We start from the raw sequence: 14,251 nt of genomic DNA on the forward strand, positions 1-14,251 counted from the left end.
CAGAAGTTGACGTATCTCTTGACGGTACCGACAGCAGTTGGGGCTCGCGACCGCAAGCCCACCGGTGCGGACGGGGGACGGTGACGCCCGCACGTCCCGGGGCCACCGGCCCCCGCGGGCCGTCCGTCCAGGGTCCGGACCTCCGGCCGCTGCAGCAGCCCGGACAGGTGTCCGGTGCGATAGATGAGAGGTGAGACTCGGTGAAGGGAACCGTGGGCGAGTTGGGGGAGTTCGGGCTCATCAGAGAGCTCACTTCCCGGCTCACCACCACTCCGGCGGTACGGCTGGGACCCGGCGACGACGCCGCGGTCGTGGCCGCTCCCGACCGCAGGGTCGTGGCCAGTACGGACATCCTGCTGGAAGGGCGGCACTTCCGCCGCGACTGGTCGACTGCGTACGACGTCGGCCGCAAGGCCGCCGCCCAGAACCTCGCCGACATCGCGGCCATGGGCGCCGTGCCCACCGCGCTGCTCCTCGGCCTCGTCGTGCCGGCGGACCTGCCGGTCACCTGGGCCGCCGAGCTGATGGACGGGCTGCGCGACGAATGCCAGGTCGCCGGCGCGGCCGTGGTCGGCGGTGACGTCGTCGGCGGCGACACCATCACCGTCGCGATCACCGCGCTCGGCGACCTGCGCAACCACGAACCCGTCACCCGGTCCGGCGCCCGCCCCGGCGACGTCGTGGCCGTGACCGGATGGCTCGGCTGGTCCGCCGCCGGATTCGCCGTGCTCTCCCGGGGGTTCCGCTCGCCGCGCGCCTTCGTGGAGGCCCACCGGCGCCCCGAACCCCCGTACCACGCGGGCCCCGCGGCGGCCGGGCTGGGTGCCACGGCGATGACCGACGTCAGCGACGGGCTCGTCGCCGACCTCGGGCACATCGCCGAGGCCAGCAAGGTCCGCATAGACCTGCGGTCCGGGCTCATCGACATCCCCTCGCAGATGTCCGACATCGGGCAGGCCGTCGGGGTCGACCCGCTCCAGTGGGTGCTCACCGGGGGAGAGGACCACGCGATCGTGGCGACGTTCCCGGCCGACGTGAAGCTCCCCGCACGCTGGAAGGTCATCGGGGAGGTCCTCAACCCCTCGGCGCTGCCCCAGGTCACCGTCGACGGGGCGCCCTGGACGAGCAAGGGCGGCTGGGACCATTTCGGATCCATCGAGGACGCTTAGGGCGTGCCGGGGAAGTCCCGCCCGCCCTCGGACGGACGGCGCCACGTCCCCAGCACGCCTAGTAGATTCCTGGGCATGACCGCACCTGCCCCGATACCGCCCCGTGTCCTCACCGTCGCCGGATCAGACTCCGGCGGCGGTGCGGGCATCCAGGCCGACCTGAAGACGATGCTGGCCCTCGGCGCCCACGGCATGAGTGTCCTGACCGCGGTGACCGCCCAGAACTCGCTGGGCGTGCAGGGCGCCTGGGAGCTGCCGGTGGACGCGGTGCGCGCCCAGTACCGCAGTGTCGTCGACGACATCGGGGTCCAGGCGGTGAAGACCGGCATGCTGTCCTCGGCCGCACTCGTCGACACCGTCGCGGAACTGCTCGCGGGGACCGGCGCACCCGTCGTCGTCGACCCCGTCGGAGTCTCCAAGCACGGGGACGCGCTGCTCGCCGCCGAAGCCCTCGACTCCGTACGCACGAAGCTGCTGCCCGTCGCCACGGTCGCCACCCCGAACCTCGACGAGGTGGCCCAGCTCACCGGCGTCGCCGTCACCGACGAGGCGGGGATGCGGCGGGCCGCCTCGGAGATCCTCGCGTACGGCCCGCGCTGGGTGGTGATCAAGGGCGGCCATCTGCCCGGCGAGGCCGTGGACCTGCTCACGGACGGAAGCGAGGAGCACTGGCTGCGCGCGCCGAGGCACGACAACCGGCACACCCACGGCACGGGCTGCACCCTCGCCTCCGCGATCGCCTGCGGACTCGCCCTCGGCCAGGACGTGCCGACGGCGGTGCGGGGCGCGAAGGAGTACGTCACGGGCGCGATCCGGGCCGGCTTCGCGCTGGGCGGCGGCATCGGCCCCGTCGATCACGGCTGGCTCACGCGCCCTGCCCGGTGAAGCACAGCAAAAAGCCGGTCCACCGAGGTGGACCGGCTTTTTGGGCAACCGGAAGGCTGCGCTACGACGGGGACGTCAGCGCGCGACCTTGCCGGCCTTGATGCACGAGGTGCAGACGTTGAGCCGCTTCGGCGTCCGCCCGACCACGGCACGCACGCGCTGGATGTTGGGATTCCAGCGACGGGACGTACGGCGGTGCGAGTGCGAAATGCTGTTGCCGAAGCTCGGCCCCTTGCCGCAAACGTCGCAGTTGGCAGCCACGGGTCACTCCAAAACTTCAGATGCACTTACAGTGAATTCCGGCGCGCCGGAATCATTTTACTGAAGTGGCGGTACCGGAGGAATGTCCCGACTCTCGTCGGGCAACCGAAGCAGCATACAACGGCTGCGTCGGAGATACGAAACTACCACGGCTCCCCAGGCCCTCCGTCCCGCACCTCTGCCCGCCGGGCCTGCGGACGAGGACTACTCTGCGGTGCAGCCAGCCCCCACCACGGCCGTCCGAGGAGGACCAACGGTGCCGCAGTCACCCGACGATCTGGACGCCGTCGCGGTGCGCACCTGGTGCTCACTGGCCCTGGAGGCTCTGGGCCGGGAGCGGGCGGCCATCGACGCCATCAACGTCTACCCCGTCGCCGACGGGGACACCGGCACCAACCTCTATCTCACCGTCGAGTCGGCGGCCGCGGCCGTCGAGGCCGTCTTCGCCGCGCACGAGACGGGCTCGACCGTGCCCTCACCCGCCGACGCCGTACGGGCCATGGCCCACGGCGCGCTCATCGGCGCCCGCGGGAACTCCGGGACGATCCTGGCCCAGTTGCTGCGCGGCATGGCCGGCGTGCTGTCCGAGTCGGGTGACGCGGATCACCTGCGGACCGCCCTGGCGGAGGCGGCCTCCGCGGCACGGCAGGCCGTCGCCCACCCCGTCGAGGGCACCGTGCTCACCGTCGCCGACGCCGCCGCCGGGGCGGCCGGGGCCACAGGGGGGAGCGCCGGCGTCAGGGACGTGATCGACGCGGCGTACGACGGAGCGCGCGCGGCCCTGGCCGCCACCACCGGTCAGCTCGCCGTCCTCGGGCGCGCGGGCGTCGTCGACGCGGGCGGACAGGGTCTGGTGACCGTCCTCGGAGCCCTGCTGGAAGCGGTCGGGGGACGGGCGCAGGAGCGTGGCGTGCGGCCCGCGCCCGAGCCCGCGCCCCTGACGGGCGACTGCGCCGACGCGGGCCCGGACGGCGGCCCCGCCTTCGAGGTCATCTACCTGCTGGAGGCGTCCGACGACGCGGTCGCCCGGCTGCGCGGCCGGCTGGACGCCCTGGGGGACTCCCTCGTCGTGGTCGGCGGCGACGGCCTGTGGAACGTCCACGTCCACGTCGACGACGCCGGAGCGGCCGTCGAGGCCGGGGTCGAGGCCGGCCGGCCCTACCGGATCCGGATCACCCACTTCGCCGCCGACCGGGGCGCGGCGCACCGGGAACCCGCGCAGCGCGCCGTCGTGGTGGTCGTCCCCGGCGACGGGCTGTCCGGCCTGTGCGCCGAGGCGGGGGCGACCACGGTGCTGGCCCGGCCCGGCGAGCCGCCCGCCAGCGGCGAGCTGGTCGACGCCATCCGCAGGGCCCACGCCCGAGAGGTGGTCCTGCTCCCCAACGACGCACAGCTGCGCCACACCGCCGCCGTCGCCGCCGAGCAGGCGAGGGCCGAGGGCATCCGTGTCGCCCTGGTCCCCACCCGCGCCGCGGTCCAGGGCATCGCCGCGCTCGCCGTCCATGAACCCGACCGCAGCTTCGACGAGGACGTCGTCGCCATGACGTCGGCGGCCGGAGCCACCCGCTACGCCGAACTCGCCGTCGCCGAACGGCAGTCGTGGACCATGGCGGGCATCTGCCAGGCCGGGGACATCCTCGGCCTGATCGACGGGGACGTCGCCGTCATCGGCGAGGACGTCCCCGGCACGGCACGCACCGTCCTGGACCGGATGCTGTCGGCCGGCGGCGAACTCGTCACCCTGGTCCTCGGCGAGGACATGCCCGATGACCTGGCTGACGGCCTGACCGCGCACGTCCGCGAGAGCTACCTCGCCGTCGACACGGTCGTCTACCGGGGCGGACACCAGGCTGCGCCCCTGCTGATCGGCGTCGAGTGACACGTCGGGGGCCGGGCGGCGTCGGCCGGCGCCGCCCCGGGGCGCGGCGCCGGGCGGCATCTGTCAGTGGCGTGGTGTGCAATGGTCCGCGTGTCCGCTTTCGATGAACCCCTCAAGAAGCTGCTCGGCGGAGCCACCGCGAAGGTGATGGCCGAACACCTCGACCTGCACACGGTCGGTGATCTGCTGCACCACTACCCGCGGCGCTACGAGGAGCGGGGCCGCCTCACGACGCTCACCGAGCTGCCGCTGGACGAGCACGTGACAGTCGTCGCCCAGGTCGCCGACGCGCGGATCATGATGTTCAACAACGGCCGGGGCAAGCGGCTGGAGGTCACTCTCACCGACGGCAGCGGCAGACTCCAGCTGGTCTTCTTCGGACACGGAGTCCACAAGCCCCACAAGGAGCTCCTCCCCGGCCGGCGGGCGATGTTCGCGGGCAAGGTCTCCGTGTTCAACCGCAAGATGCAGCTGGCACACCCCACCTACCAGCTCCTCGACTCACGGTCCGAGGACGAGGTGGCCGACGTGACCGAGGCCGTCGACGCCTTCGCGGGGCAGCTGCTGCCGATCTACCCGACGTGCAAGCAGCTCGACTCCTGGAGGATCGCCAAGGCGGTCGACACGGTCCTGCCCAGCGCGCAGGAGGCGGTGGACCCGCTGCCCCCGGTGCTGCGCGACGGCAGGGGCTTCGTCCCGCTCCCCGAGGCACTGCTCAGGATCCATCGCCCGCAGACAAGGGCGGACATCGCCGCCGCGCGGGACCGGCTGCGCTGGGACGAGGCCTTCGTCCTCCAGGTCGCGCTCGCCCGCCGCCGCTACGCGGACACCCAGATCCCGGCCGTGGCACGCCGGTCCGTCGCCGGCGGACTGCTCGACGCCTTCGACGCCACGCTCCCCTTCACCCTCACCGAGGGGCAGCAGAAGGTCACCGGGGAGATCTTCGACGCCCTGGCCACCGAACACCCCATGCACCGCCTGCTCCAGGGCGAGGTCGGGTCCGGCAAGACCCTCGTCGCCCTGCGGGCCATGCTCCGCACCGTCGACGCCGGCGGCCAGGCGGCGATGCTCGCACCCACCGAGGTGCTGGCCCAGCAGCACCACAGGTCGATCACCGAGATGATGGGCGAGCTCGCCGAGGGCGGCATGCTGGGCGGCTCCGACATGGGCACGAAGGTCGTCCTCCTCACCGGCTCCATGGGCACGGCGGCCCGCCGGAAGGCGCTGCTCGACCTGGTCACGGGCGAGGCCGGGATCGTGATCGGCACCCACGCCCTGATCGAGGACAAGGTCCAGTTCCACGACCTCGGTCTGGTCGTCGTCGACGAACAGCACCGCTTCGGCGTGGAGCAGCGGGACGCGCTGCGCTCGAAGGGGAAGCAGCCGCCCCACCTGCTCGTCATGACGGCCACCCCCATTCCCCGTACGGTCGCGATGACCGTCTTCGGCGATCTGGAGACCTCCGTACTCGACCAGCTCCCGGCCGGCCGGTCGCCGATCGCCAGCCATGTCGTCCCGGCCAAGGACAAGCCGCACTTCCTCAGCCGCGCCTGGGAGCGGGTCCGGGAGGAGGTGGAGAACGGCCACCAGGCCTATGTCGTGTGCCCCCGCATCGGTGACGACGCCGACGGGGCGGCGGAGAAGAAGGGGAAGGCCGGCACGAAGCAGGCCGCCCCCGAGGAGGACGCGGAGAAGCGGCCGCCGCTCGCGGTGCTGGACATCGCGGACCAGCTCGCGAAGGGACCGCTCGCGGGGCTGCGTGTCGAGGTGCTCCACGGCAGGATGGCGCCCGACGACAAGGACGACGTCATGCGCAGGTTCGCCGCCGGACAGGCCGACGTCCTGGTCGCCACCACCGTCATCGAGGTCGGGGTGAACGTCCCCAACGCCACCGCCATGGTGATCATGGACGCGGACCGCTTCGGAGTGTCCCAGCTGCACCAGCTCAGAGGCCGCGTCGGGCGCGGCAGCGCCCCCGGTCTCTGCCTGCTGGTGAGCGAGGCGCACGAGGCGAGCCCCGCCCGGGCCAGGCTCTCCGCCGTCGCCGCAACCCTCGACGGCTTCGAGCTCTCCCGGATCGACCTGGAGCAGCGGCGCGAGGGCGATGTCCTCGGCCAGGCACAGTCCGGCGTCCGCTCCTCCCTGCGGGTGCTCAGCGTCATCGACGACGAGGAGGTCATCGCGGCGGCCCGCGAGGAGGCCGTCCGGGTCGTCGCCGACGACCCCGGGCTCGAACGGCTGCCGGAGCTGCGCACCGCGCTGGACGCCCTGCTCGACAAGGACCGTGAGGAGTACCTCGACAAGGGGTGACCGGGCGGATCTCCGGCGACGCCATATCGTGGGGAGCACGGCACACGTCCCTTCCTGTGTGCCGCCCGCGACCCGAGGAACAGACACCCATGACCCGCGTGATCGCCGGCACGGCCGGCGGACGCCGCCTGGCCGTCCCGCCCGGCACCGGCACCCGCCCCACCTCCGACCGCGCGCGCGAGGCGCTCTTCTCCACGTGGGAAGCGCTCCTGGGCACGCTCGACGGCATCCGTGTCGCCGATCTGTACGCGGGTTCGGGCGCCGTGGGTCTGGAGGCCCTCTCGCGCGGAGCCGCCCACGCACTGCTCGTGGAGGCCGACGCCAAGGCCGCGCGCACCGTCCGTGACAACATCCGCACCCTCGGTCTGCCCGGCGCGGAATTCCGTGCGGGCAAAGCCGAGCAGATCGTGACCGGACCGGCACCCTCGGACCCGTACGACGTGGTCTTCCTCGATCCGCCCTTCGCCGTGACCGACGACGATCTTCGGGAGATCCTGCTCACACTCCGTGCTCAGGGGTGGCTCACGGACGATGCTCTCGTCACGGTGGAACGGAGCACCAGAGGCGGTGAATTCGGCTGGCCCGGCGGATTCGAGCCACAGCGGTCGCGTCGCTACGGCGAAGCGACGTTTTGGTACGGTCGCGCCGCCTCTACGTGCGAAGACGCACGATGACCGCACCGGAGAGCGAGGGAATCACGTTGCGCCGCGCCGTCTGTCCGGGGTCGTTCGACCCCATCACCAACGGACATCTCGACATCATCGGACGAGCCTCGAAGCTGTACGACGTCGTGCACGTCGCCGTGATGATCAACCAGTCCAAGAAGGGCCTGTTCACCGTCGACGAGCGGATCGAGATGATCCGCGAGGTGACGGCGGACTTCGGCAACGTGGAGGTCGAGTCCTTCCACGGCCTGCTGGTCGACTTCTGCAAGCAGCGCGACATCCCGGCGATCGTGAAGGGCCTGCGGGCCGTCAGCGACTTCGACTACGAGCTGCAGATGGCCCAGATGAACAACGGCCTCTCAGGTGTCGAGACGCTCTTCGTGCCGACGAACCCGACCTACAGCTTCCTGTCGTCCTCCCTGGTCAAGGAGGTCGCCGCCTGGGGCGGCGACGTCGCACACCTGCTGCCGCCGACGGTCCACGGGGCGCTCGTGGACCGTCTCGGCCGGAAGTGACGGGCTGACCGTCCGTCACCAGGTGTCGGAGGGGAGGCGACTGGCCTTACAGTCGTCCCGTCCGTCTCCAACAGCAGCAGAGAGTGGCGAGCACACGGTGGACGTGCAGAAGAAGCTCGACGAGATCGTCGAAACGGTCGGGAACGCCCGTTCCATGCCCATGTCGGCGTCCTGCGTGGTGAACCGGGCCGAACTGCTCGCGATGCTCGAAGAGGTGCGCGAGGCCCTGCCCGGCTCGCTCGCCCACGCCGAGGAGCTCATCGGCGGCCGCGAGCAGCTCGTCGAGCAGGCCCGGCAGGAGGCCGAGCGGATCATCGAGTCCGCCCGCGCGGAGCGCGGCTCCCTGGTGTCCGGCACCGAGGTCGCCCAGCGGTCCCAGGCCGAGGCGGACCGGATCCTCTCCGAGGCCCGCCGCGAGGCCGACGAGGTCCGCGGTGAGGCCGACGAGTACGTCGACAGCAAGCTCGCCAACTTCGAGGTCGTCCTCACCAAGACCATCGGCTCCGTCGACCGGGGCCGCGAGAAGCTCCTGGGCCGCGGCGAGGGTCTCGACGAGCAGGGCTACCAGGACCCGGACTTCGCCGAGGCCCCCGAGCGCAGCGCCGATCCCGAGACGCTCCGCCGGCGCGCCGACGACTACGTGGACACCAAGCTCGGTGCCTTCGAGGCCGTGCTCGCCAAGACCCTGGAGGCCGTCGGCCGGGGCCGCCAGAAGCTGCACGGCCGGGTCGCCACCGACGACCTCGGCGCGCACATGGCGGCCCAGGACGCCGCGGGCGGCCGGCAGCACACCAGCGACGAGGACCACTGGGCGGGCCTGGCGGAGCTGTCCGCCCCGGAGCCGCGCCGGAGCCCCCAGCAGCCCTCCTACGCGGAGCCCGCACAGCCGGACTACGCGCCGGTGGCCGACTACCAGGACCCCGCGCAGAGCGGTTTCCCGGTCCAGGCCCAGCCGGAGCCGCAGTACGCCCAGACGTACGGCTACCAGGACCAGCAGCAGGTCCAGGACGGCTACGGCTACCCGCAGCAGCAGCCCGACCCCTACGCCGGCTACCAGCAGCAGGCGTACGACCCGAACCAGCAGCAGGGCGGGCAGGAGTACGGCTGGCCGCAGCAGGGCCAGGTGCCCGCGCAGCAGGGCGAGAGCGCGCTCGACGAGACCAGCCTCTTCGACACCAGCATGATCGACCTGGAACAGCTGCGCCGCTACGAACAGGGGCGCTGACCGGAGAGGGTCGTACCGGATTGGGAGCTGGGCGGTACGTCCAGTATCCTGGCTCTTCGGTCGCGTGTATGTCCGCGATCCCGGCTGCCCTCTTTCCGTCAGGAGAGGGGCGGCCCTCCCGAAGCCGCACCACGCACATGATCTCGAAAGCAGGAAAAGCCCTGAACGGCCACCTCGACCACCGCAGCCCTCTCGTGTTCGATACGCGCGAGCTGGGCCGGCGTCCGGGTGCCATGAAGCGGCTGACCCGCACGGCGGAAGCACCGAAGGACCTCGGCATCGACGGGGTCATCGGCGTTCCGGAGAACGCGCCCCTGGCGCTGGACCTCCGCCTCGAGTCGGTCATGGAAGGGGTGCTCGTCACAGGCACCGCCCGTGCGACCGCCGAGGGGGAGTGCGTAAGGTGTCTGGAGCCGCTGGCCCTCGAGGTCGAAGCGGACTTCCAGGAGATGTTCTCGTACCCTGACGCCGACGACCGGAACCGCAGCAGGACCGCGGACCCGGTCGACGACGCCGAGGACGACGAGGACAGGTACTTTCTCGAGGACGACGCAGTCGACCTCGAGCCTGTGCTGCGTGACGCGGTGGTGCTCGCACTGCCGCTGCAGCCGGTGTGCAAGGAGACCTGCGCCGGTCTGTGTTCCGAATGCGGAATCAGGCTGGACGAGAATCCGGGCCACCACCACGACGTCGCCGACATCCGGTGGGCGGCATTGCAAGGACTCGCCGAGACCGTTCAGGACGGCGAGAAGGACAACATGGGCGGCGCCGAACCCGGCGTCGACGAGAAGCAGGAGAAGTAGCCGTGGCTGTTCCGAAGCGGAAGATGTCGCGCAGCAACACGCGCCACCGCCGGTCGCAGTGGAAGGCTGCGGTCCCCACCCTGGTTTCGTGCGAGCGTTGCCAGGAGCCGAAGCTCCAGCACATTGCGTGCCCGAGCTGCGGCACCTACAACAAGCGCCAGGTCCTCGAGGTCTGAGCGGCTGGTGAGAGGCCCGATGTCTGAGTTGTCCAGCGCCAAGAAGCAGGCAGACAACGTCAACACAGCCTCGTCCCACACGCTTCTGGAAGGGCGGCTCGGGTATCACCTCGAGTCCGCCCTTCTGGTGCGTGCGCTGACCCACCGTTCGTACGCATACGAGAACGGCGGTCTGCCCACCAACGAGCGGCTCGAATTCCTCGGGGATTCGGTGCTCGGCCTGGTGGTCACGGACACGCTGTACCGCACCCACCCCGACCTGCCCGAAGGCCAGCTGGCCAAGTTGCGGGCCGCGGTGGTCAACTCGCGTGCACTTGCGGAAGTGGGCCGCGGCCTCGAACTCGGCTCCTTCATCCGGCTCGGCCGCGGTGAAGAGGGCACGGGTGGCCGGGACAAGGCTTCCATCCTCGCCGACACCCTTGAAGCGGTGATCGGCGCCGTCTATCTCGACCAGGGCCTCAGCGCGGCCTCGGAGCTGGTCCACCGGCTCTTCGACCCGCTGATCGACAGGTCCTCCAACCTCGGAGCCGGCCTGGACTGGAAGACCAGTCTCCAGGAGCTCACCGCGAGCGAGAGCCTCGGAGTCCCCGAGTACCTCGTCACGGAGACCGGCCCCGATCACGAGAAGACCTTTACTGCTGCTGCTCGCGTCGGTGGTGTCTCGTACGGCACCGGCACCGGCCGTAGCAAGAAGGAAGCGGAGCAGCAGGCGGCGGAGTCCGCCTGGCGCGAGATCAGCGCCGCCGCGGAAGCACGGGAGGCGGCGGCCAAGGCCGCAGCCGACGGAGGGGTCGCCGACACCTCTGCCGACCCGTCGCCGAAGTCGGACGCCGCTCCGGCCTGAACCATCCGGAAACCCCTCGGTGCCTCGGCGCACCGGGGGGTTTTCGCTGTCCCGCCACGTCTGTGAAGGAGCGCCCACCGTGCCCGAACTGCCCGAGGTCGAAGTCGTGCGGCGGGGACTGGAGCGCTGGACCGCCGGGCGCGCCGTCGAGGCGGTCGAGGTCCTGCACCCGCGGGCCGTCCGTCGGCACCTCGCGGGAGGCGCGGACTTCGCGGCCCGGCTCCGCGGCCTGCGGTTCGGCACGGCGATGCGCCGCGGCAAGTACCTCTGGGTCCCCCTCGACGAGGTGGAGGCCTCGCTGCTGGGCCATCTCGGCATGAGCGGTCAACTGCTCGTGCAGCCCGAGGACGCCCCCGACGAGAAACATCTGCGGATCAGGATCCGCTTCGACGACGCGCTCGGCACCGAGCTGCGCTTCGTCGACCAGCGCACCTTCGGCGGGCTGTCGCTGCACGAGAACACCCCCGACGGTCTGCCCGACGTCATCGCGCACATCGCACGCGACCCCCTCGATCCGGCCTTCGACGACGACGCCTTCCGCCTGGCGCTGCGCCTGCGCCGTACGACGGTCAAGCGTGCCCTGCTCGACCAGTCCCTGATCAGCGGCGTGGGGAACATCTACGCCGACGAGGCACTGTGGCGGAGCCGGCTGCACTACGAGCGGCCGACCGCGACCCTGACCCGCCCGAGGACGGCGGAGCTGCTCGGCCACGTACGGGACGTCATGCGGGAGGCACTCGACCAGGGCGGCACCAGCTTCGACAGCCTGTACGTCAATGTGAACGGCGAGTCCGGCTACTTCGACCGGTCGCTGGACGCCTACGGGCGTGAGGACGAGCCCTGCCGCCGCTGCGGTACGCCGATGCGCCGTCGGCCCTGGATGAACCGCTCCAGCTACTTCTGCCCGCGCTGCCAGCGTCCGCCGCGGCCCGCCTGACGTTCCCGGATCAGGCCTCGCGTGCGGCGTCGTACCTGCTCCGGGCCTCGACGATCTCGGGCATGCGCCCCTCGACGAGCTGGATGAGGTCCATCAGCCGGGCGGTGACCTCACGGCCGAGCGCCGTCAGGTCGTAGTCGACGCGCGGTGGGTTGGTCAGCCGGGCCTCCCGGTGGACCAGCCCGTCGCGCTCCAGCGCGTGCAGCGTCTGGGAGAGCATCTTCTCGCTGACGCCGTCCACCCGGCGGCGCAGCTCGTTGAAGCGGGCGCCGCTCTCGTACAGGGCGCCCAGGGTCAGGCCGCCCCAGCGGCCGGTGACGTGTTCCAGGGTTCCGCGGGAGGGGCACTGGCGGGAGAAGACGTCGAAGGCCGAGTCACCGTGGTCCTGAACAGATTCCGTAACCGTCTCACCCATGCCCAACAGCTTACGCCGGTGCAGCGCTCACTCCTGGTGAGCGCTGCACCGGTCCGCTCAGCGGGTCACGACGGCGGTCTCGCTCGCGCCGGACGTGGTGCCGTCCGTGTAGAGGACCGAGACGCGGTAGTAGACCGTGCTCGCGGGCGGCAGGGCGGGGTCCAGCCAGTGCCACGTGGTGCCGGCGCCGATGGGCTCGGTGCGGACCAGGTCGAAGGTGCTCGTCAGCGGGTTCCAGCGGTGGATCGCGAAACCGGAGACCTCACCGAGGCTCTCGGAGGCGGCGAGGGCCCAGGACATCCAGCCGTTCTGGTCGGCGCCGAAGTAGACGAGCGGCGCGCCGGGCGCGGCCGGGACGGTCGGGCGGAGGTCCAGCTCGGTGACGTCCAGCGCGGTGGCGCCGGTGGCGGGCGTGAGCTGGTTCTCGTACTGGTCGACGGCGACAACGCTGTAGCGGACCTGCTGACCGTCGGCCGGCACGTGGTCGTGGAACGTCGTCTCCGTGATCTTCCACGGCTTGAAGTCCGCGGGGTGCGGGACGGCCTTGTACGTCCACTGCCCGTCGACGAGGGTGCCGCGCAGCAGGTGGTAGTACGCGAGGCCGGGGTCCTTGCTCGCGTCCCAGGAGACCGTGACGCCGTTCGCCTTCGGGACCGCCCTCACGCCGGTGACCGCGGCGGGTGCGGTCGTGTTTCCGGCGACGGTGACGGAGAGCTCCGCGGAGGGGGTACCGCCGTTCCCCTCGTGGTCCAGAGCGACGACCCGGTAGGAGTAGGTGGCGCCGGCCGGCGGCGCTGCGTCGGTGAAGCTGGTCCCCTTCACCCCCGAGCCGACCTCCGAGCGCACCGAACCGGTGGTGCCGGGGCGACTGGTCCGGAAGACCGAGTAGCCCGCGAAGTCGGCGTTGGTCCGTTCGGAGGCGTCCCAGGTCACCGTGACGCCCGCCTCGCTCTCCGAGGCCCGCGCGCCGAGGGCGGTGTCGACCGGGCCGGTCAGGTCGTCGCTGTAGTACTCGGCGGTGCCTGAGGCCGGGGACTCGTTGCCGTGCGTGTCGACGGCGGTGACGACGTAGTAGTAGGTGTCGCCGGTCTGCGGCAGCGGTCCGCTGTAGCCGCCGCCCGAGGAGGCCAGGCGGTTGGCGGGGGTGAGGGCGACCGGGAGGGAGGTCGAGCGGTAGACCCGGTACTCGGCGAGGTCGGGCTCGGTGTTGCTGTCCCAGTAGAGGGTGATCTTGGTGGGGCTGCCGATGGCCCAGTTGTCCTCGACGCCCTTCGGGGCGGCGGGGGCGGTGCGGTCGAGCGTGGTGATGCCGAGGTCGGCGGTGCCCGAGGAGGTGTTGCCCGCCTTGTCGTAGGCGCGGACCTCGTAGTAGTAGACGTTTCCGTCCTTCGGGACGGTCGTGTCGGTCCACGACGTGGCCGTCGTCGTGGCGAGGGGCTTCGTGGGGTAGGCGGCGCCCTTGAGCCGGCGGTACACGCGGTACCCGGCGAGGTCCATCTCCTTGTTCGCCGCCCAGCTGACCTTCGTGGACGTGGTCGCCGTGCTGTAGGCGACGGTGGTCCCGGTGGGCACGAGGGGCTTGACCTTGTCGACGGTCGCCGTGGTGCGCGGCGTGTACGCGAACTTGACGTTCGCGGCGCCCGTCCAGTTCACGAAGTCGACGCGGAGACTGTGTCTGCCCGACGGGATGGTCAGGTTGACGGTCTTGGAGACGGTGTCGGCGACGTTCTTCCACAGGTCGAGCTTGCGGGCGCCGTCCACGTACACGCGGATGCCGTCGCGGGAGGACGCGGTGAAGGTGAAGGGGCCGCCGGAGCCGAAGTCGCGGGTCATGGACCAGCGGACGCCGAAGTCGTTGGAGGGCATCCCCTTGTAGCCGGGCGCGCCGGTGCCCCAGTTCTGGTCGATCACGGAGTCGCAGTCCGTGCCCTTGGGGGTACCGGTGAAGGTGGTGTTCGCGTAGAACGTCCGCTTGAAGACGGGCGAGGCGCACGTCACGGCTGCGGAGGCGGGGACGGCCGCGGTGAGCAGGCCGCCCGCGGTGGCGAGCACGACGGTGGCGGCGGTGGCCACCGTCGTGCGTCTGGGTCGGTTCATGCGTTCCTTCGGTCTTGATCGTCATGAGTCACGCTGTGACTGCTGACGATCAAGACTTTCCGGGACGGCG

The 14,251-nt window shown here is 71.3% G+C and carries 14 protein-coding genes; 11 read left to right on the plus strand and 3 right to left on the minus strand.

Going from position 1 to position 14,251, the window contains the following annotated elements:
* Nucleotides 1-200 precede the first annotated feature (200 nt).
* Together ACFUNE_RS08480 and thiD are read left to right on the plus strand one after the other, a co-directional pair.
* The gene (locus ACFUNE_RS08480) at nt 201-1,169 is read left to right on the plus strand and encodes a thiamine-phosphate kinase (protein WP_383564007.1); all 969 of its coding nucleotides are present in this window, start codon (nt 201-203) and stop codon (nt 1,167-1,169) included.
* A gap of 75 nt (nt 1,170-1,244) precedes the next feature.
* Nucleotides 1,245-2,054, plus strand: coding sequence for a bifunctional hydroxymethylpyrimidine kinase/phosphomethylpyrimidine kinase (thiD, locus tag ACFUNE_RS08485; protein ID WP_383564009.1), 810 nt, complete (start codon nt 1,245-1,247; stop codon nt 2,052-2,054).
* A 75-nt stretch (nt 2,055-2,129) separates the two neighbouring features.
* On the opposite strand, the gene rpmB is transcribed toward thiD, so the two are convergent.
* On the minus strand, nt 2,130-2,315 hold the full coding sequence (gene rpmB / locus ACFUNE_RS08490) for a 50S ribosomal protein L28 (protein WP_003965989.1): 186 nt from the start codon (nt 2,313-2,315) through the stop codon (nt 2,130-2,132).
* Nucleotides 2,316-2,571: 256 nt separating this feature from the next.
* Between rpmB and ACFUNE_RS08495 the strand changes: the two genes are divergently transcribed.
* From ACFUNE_RS08495 to mutM, 9 genes are all read left to right on the plus strand, one after another.
* A complete protein-coding gene (locus tag ACFUNE_RS08495; RefSeq protein ID WP_383564012.1) occupies nt 2,572-4,194 on the plus strand; it encodes a DAK2 domain-containing protein in 1,623 nt (540 codons plus the stop codon).
* An 81-nt stretch (nt 4,195-4,275) separates the two neighbouring features.
* Nucleotides 4,276-6,504, plus strand: a complete 2,229-nt coding sequence (recG, locus tag ACFUNE_RS08500; RefSeq protein WP_383564014.1) for an ATP-dependent DNA helicase RecG — start codon at nt 4,276-4,278, stop codon at nt 6,502-6,504.
* A gap of 89 nt (nt 6,505-6,593) precedes the next feature.
* Complete coding sequence (gene rsmD, locus ACFUNE_RS08505; protein WP_383564016.1) at nt 6,594-7,178, plus strand: 16S rRNA (guanine(966)-N(2))-methyltransferase RsmD; 585 nt, start codon at nt 6,594-6,596, stop codon at nt 7,176-7,178.
* A gap of 26 nt (nt 7,179-7,204) precedes the next feature.
* The gene (coaD, locus tag ACFUNE_RS08510; RefSeq protein WP_383564172.1) at nt 7,205-7,684 is read left to right on the plus strand and encodes a pantetheine-phosphate adenylyltransferase; all 480 of its coding nucleotides are present in this window, start codon (nt 7,205-7,207) and stop codon (nt 7,682-7,684) included.
* 97 nt (nt 7,685-7,781) lie between these two features.
* Nucleotides 7,782-8,909: a cell division initiation protein gene (locus ACFUNE_RS08515; RefSeq protein ID WP_383564018.1), complete on the plus strand. Its 1,128-nt coding sequence runs from the start codon at nt 7,782-7,784 to the stop codon at nt 8,907-8,909.
* A gap of 137 nt (nt 8,910-9,046) precedes the next feature.
* Nucleotides 9,047-9,712, plus strand: coding sequence for a YceD family protein (locus ACFUNE_RS08520; protein WP_383564020.1), 666 nt, complete (start codon nt 9,047-9,049; stop codon nt 9,710-9,712).
* A 2-nt stretch (nt 9,713-9,714) separates the two neighbouring features.
* Entirely contained in the window at nt 9,715-9,888 is a 174-nt protein-coding gene (gene rpmF / locus ACFUNE_RS08525) for a 50S ribosomal protein L32 (protein WP_003965982.1), read from the plus strand.
* 19 nt (nt 9,889-9,907) lie between these two features.
* Nucleotides 9,908-10,732 (plus strand): ribonuclease III, encoded by an 825-nt coding sequence (gene rnc / locus ACFUNE_RS08530; RefSeq protein ID WP_383564022.1) that lies wholly within the window; start codon nt 9,908-9,910, stop codon nt 10,730-10,732.
* Nucleotides 10,733-10,811: 79 nt separating this feature from the next.
* On the plus strand, nt 10,812-11,669 hold the full coding sequence (mutM, locus tag ACFUNE_RS08535; RefSeq protein WP_383564024.1) for a bifunctional DNA-formamidopyrimidine glycosylase/DNA-(apurinic or apyrimidinic site) lyase: 858 nt from the start codon (nt 10,812-10,814) through the stop codon (nt 11,667-11,669).
* A gap of 10 nt (nt 11,670-11,679) precedes the next feature.
* Here the strand turns inward: mutM and ACFUNE_RS08540 are convergent, their stop codons facing one another.
* Together ACFUNE_RS08540 and ACFUNE_RS08545 are read right to left on the minus strand one after the other, a co-directional pair.
* Complete coding sequence (locus ACFUNE_RS08540; RefSeq protein ID WP_383564026.1) at nt 11,680-12,084, minus strand: winged helix-turn-helix transcriptional regulator; 405 nt, start codon at nt 12,082-12,084, stop codon at nt 11,680-11,682.
* 57 nt (nt 12,085-12,141) lie between these two features.
* Entirely contained in the window at nt 12,142-14,181 is a 2,040-nt protein-coding gene (locus ACFUNE_RS08545) for a PA14 domain-containing protein (RefSeq protein ID WP_383564028.1), read from the minus strand.
* Nucleotides 14,182-14,251: the final 70 nt, after the last annotated feature.

The organism is Streptomyces sp. NPDC057287, assembly GCF_042667905.1.
GTDB lineage: Bacteria > Actinomycetota > Actinomycetes > Streptomycetales > Streptomycetaceae > Streptomyces.

Bases quoted from the DNA above. Each gene is read 5' to 3' on its own strand.
- thiD (WP_383564009.1), top strand. From the start codon at position 1,245: ATGACCGCACCTGCCCCGATACCGCCCCGTGTCCTCACCGTCGCCGGA.
- recG (WP_383564014.1), top strand. From the start codon at position 4,276: ATGGTCCGCGTGTCCGCTTTCGATGAACCCCTCAAGAAGCTGCTCGGC.
- rsmD (WP_383564016.1), top strand. From the start codon at position 6,594: ATGACCCGCGTGATCGCCGGCACGGCCGGCGGACGCCGCCTGGCCGTC.
- ACFUNE_RS08520 (WP_383564020.1), top strand. From the start codon at position 9,047: ATGATCTCGAAAGCAGGAAAAGCCCTGAACGGCCACCTCGACCACCGC.
- rnc (WP_383564022.1), top strand. From the start codon at position 9,908: ATGTCTGAGTTGTCCAGCGCCAAGAAGCAGGCAGACAACGTCAACACA.
- ACFUNE_RS08540 (WP_383564026.1), bottom strand. From the start codon at position 12,084: ATGGGTGAGACGGTTACGGAATCTGTTCAGGACCACGGTGACTCGGCC.
- ACFUNE_RS08545 (WP_383564028.1), bottom strand. From the start codon at position 14,181: ATGAACCGACCCAGACGCACGACGGTGGCCACCGCCGCCACCGTCGTG.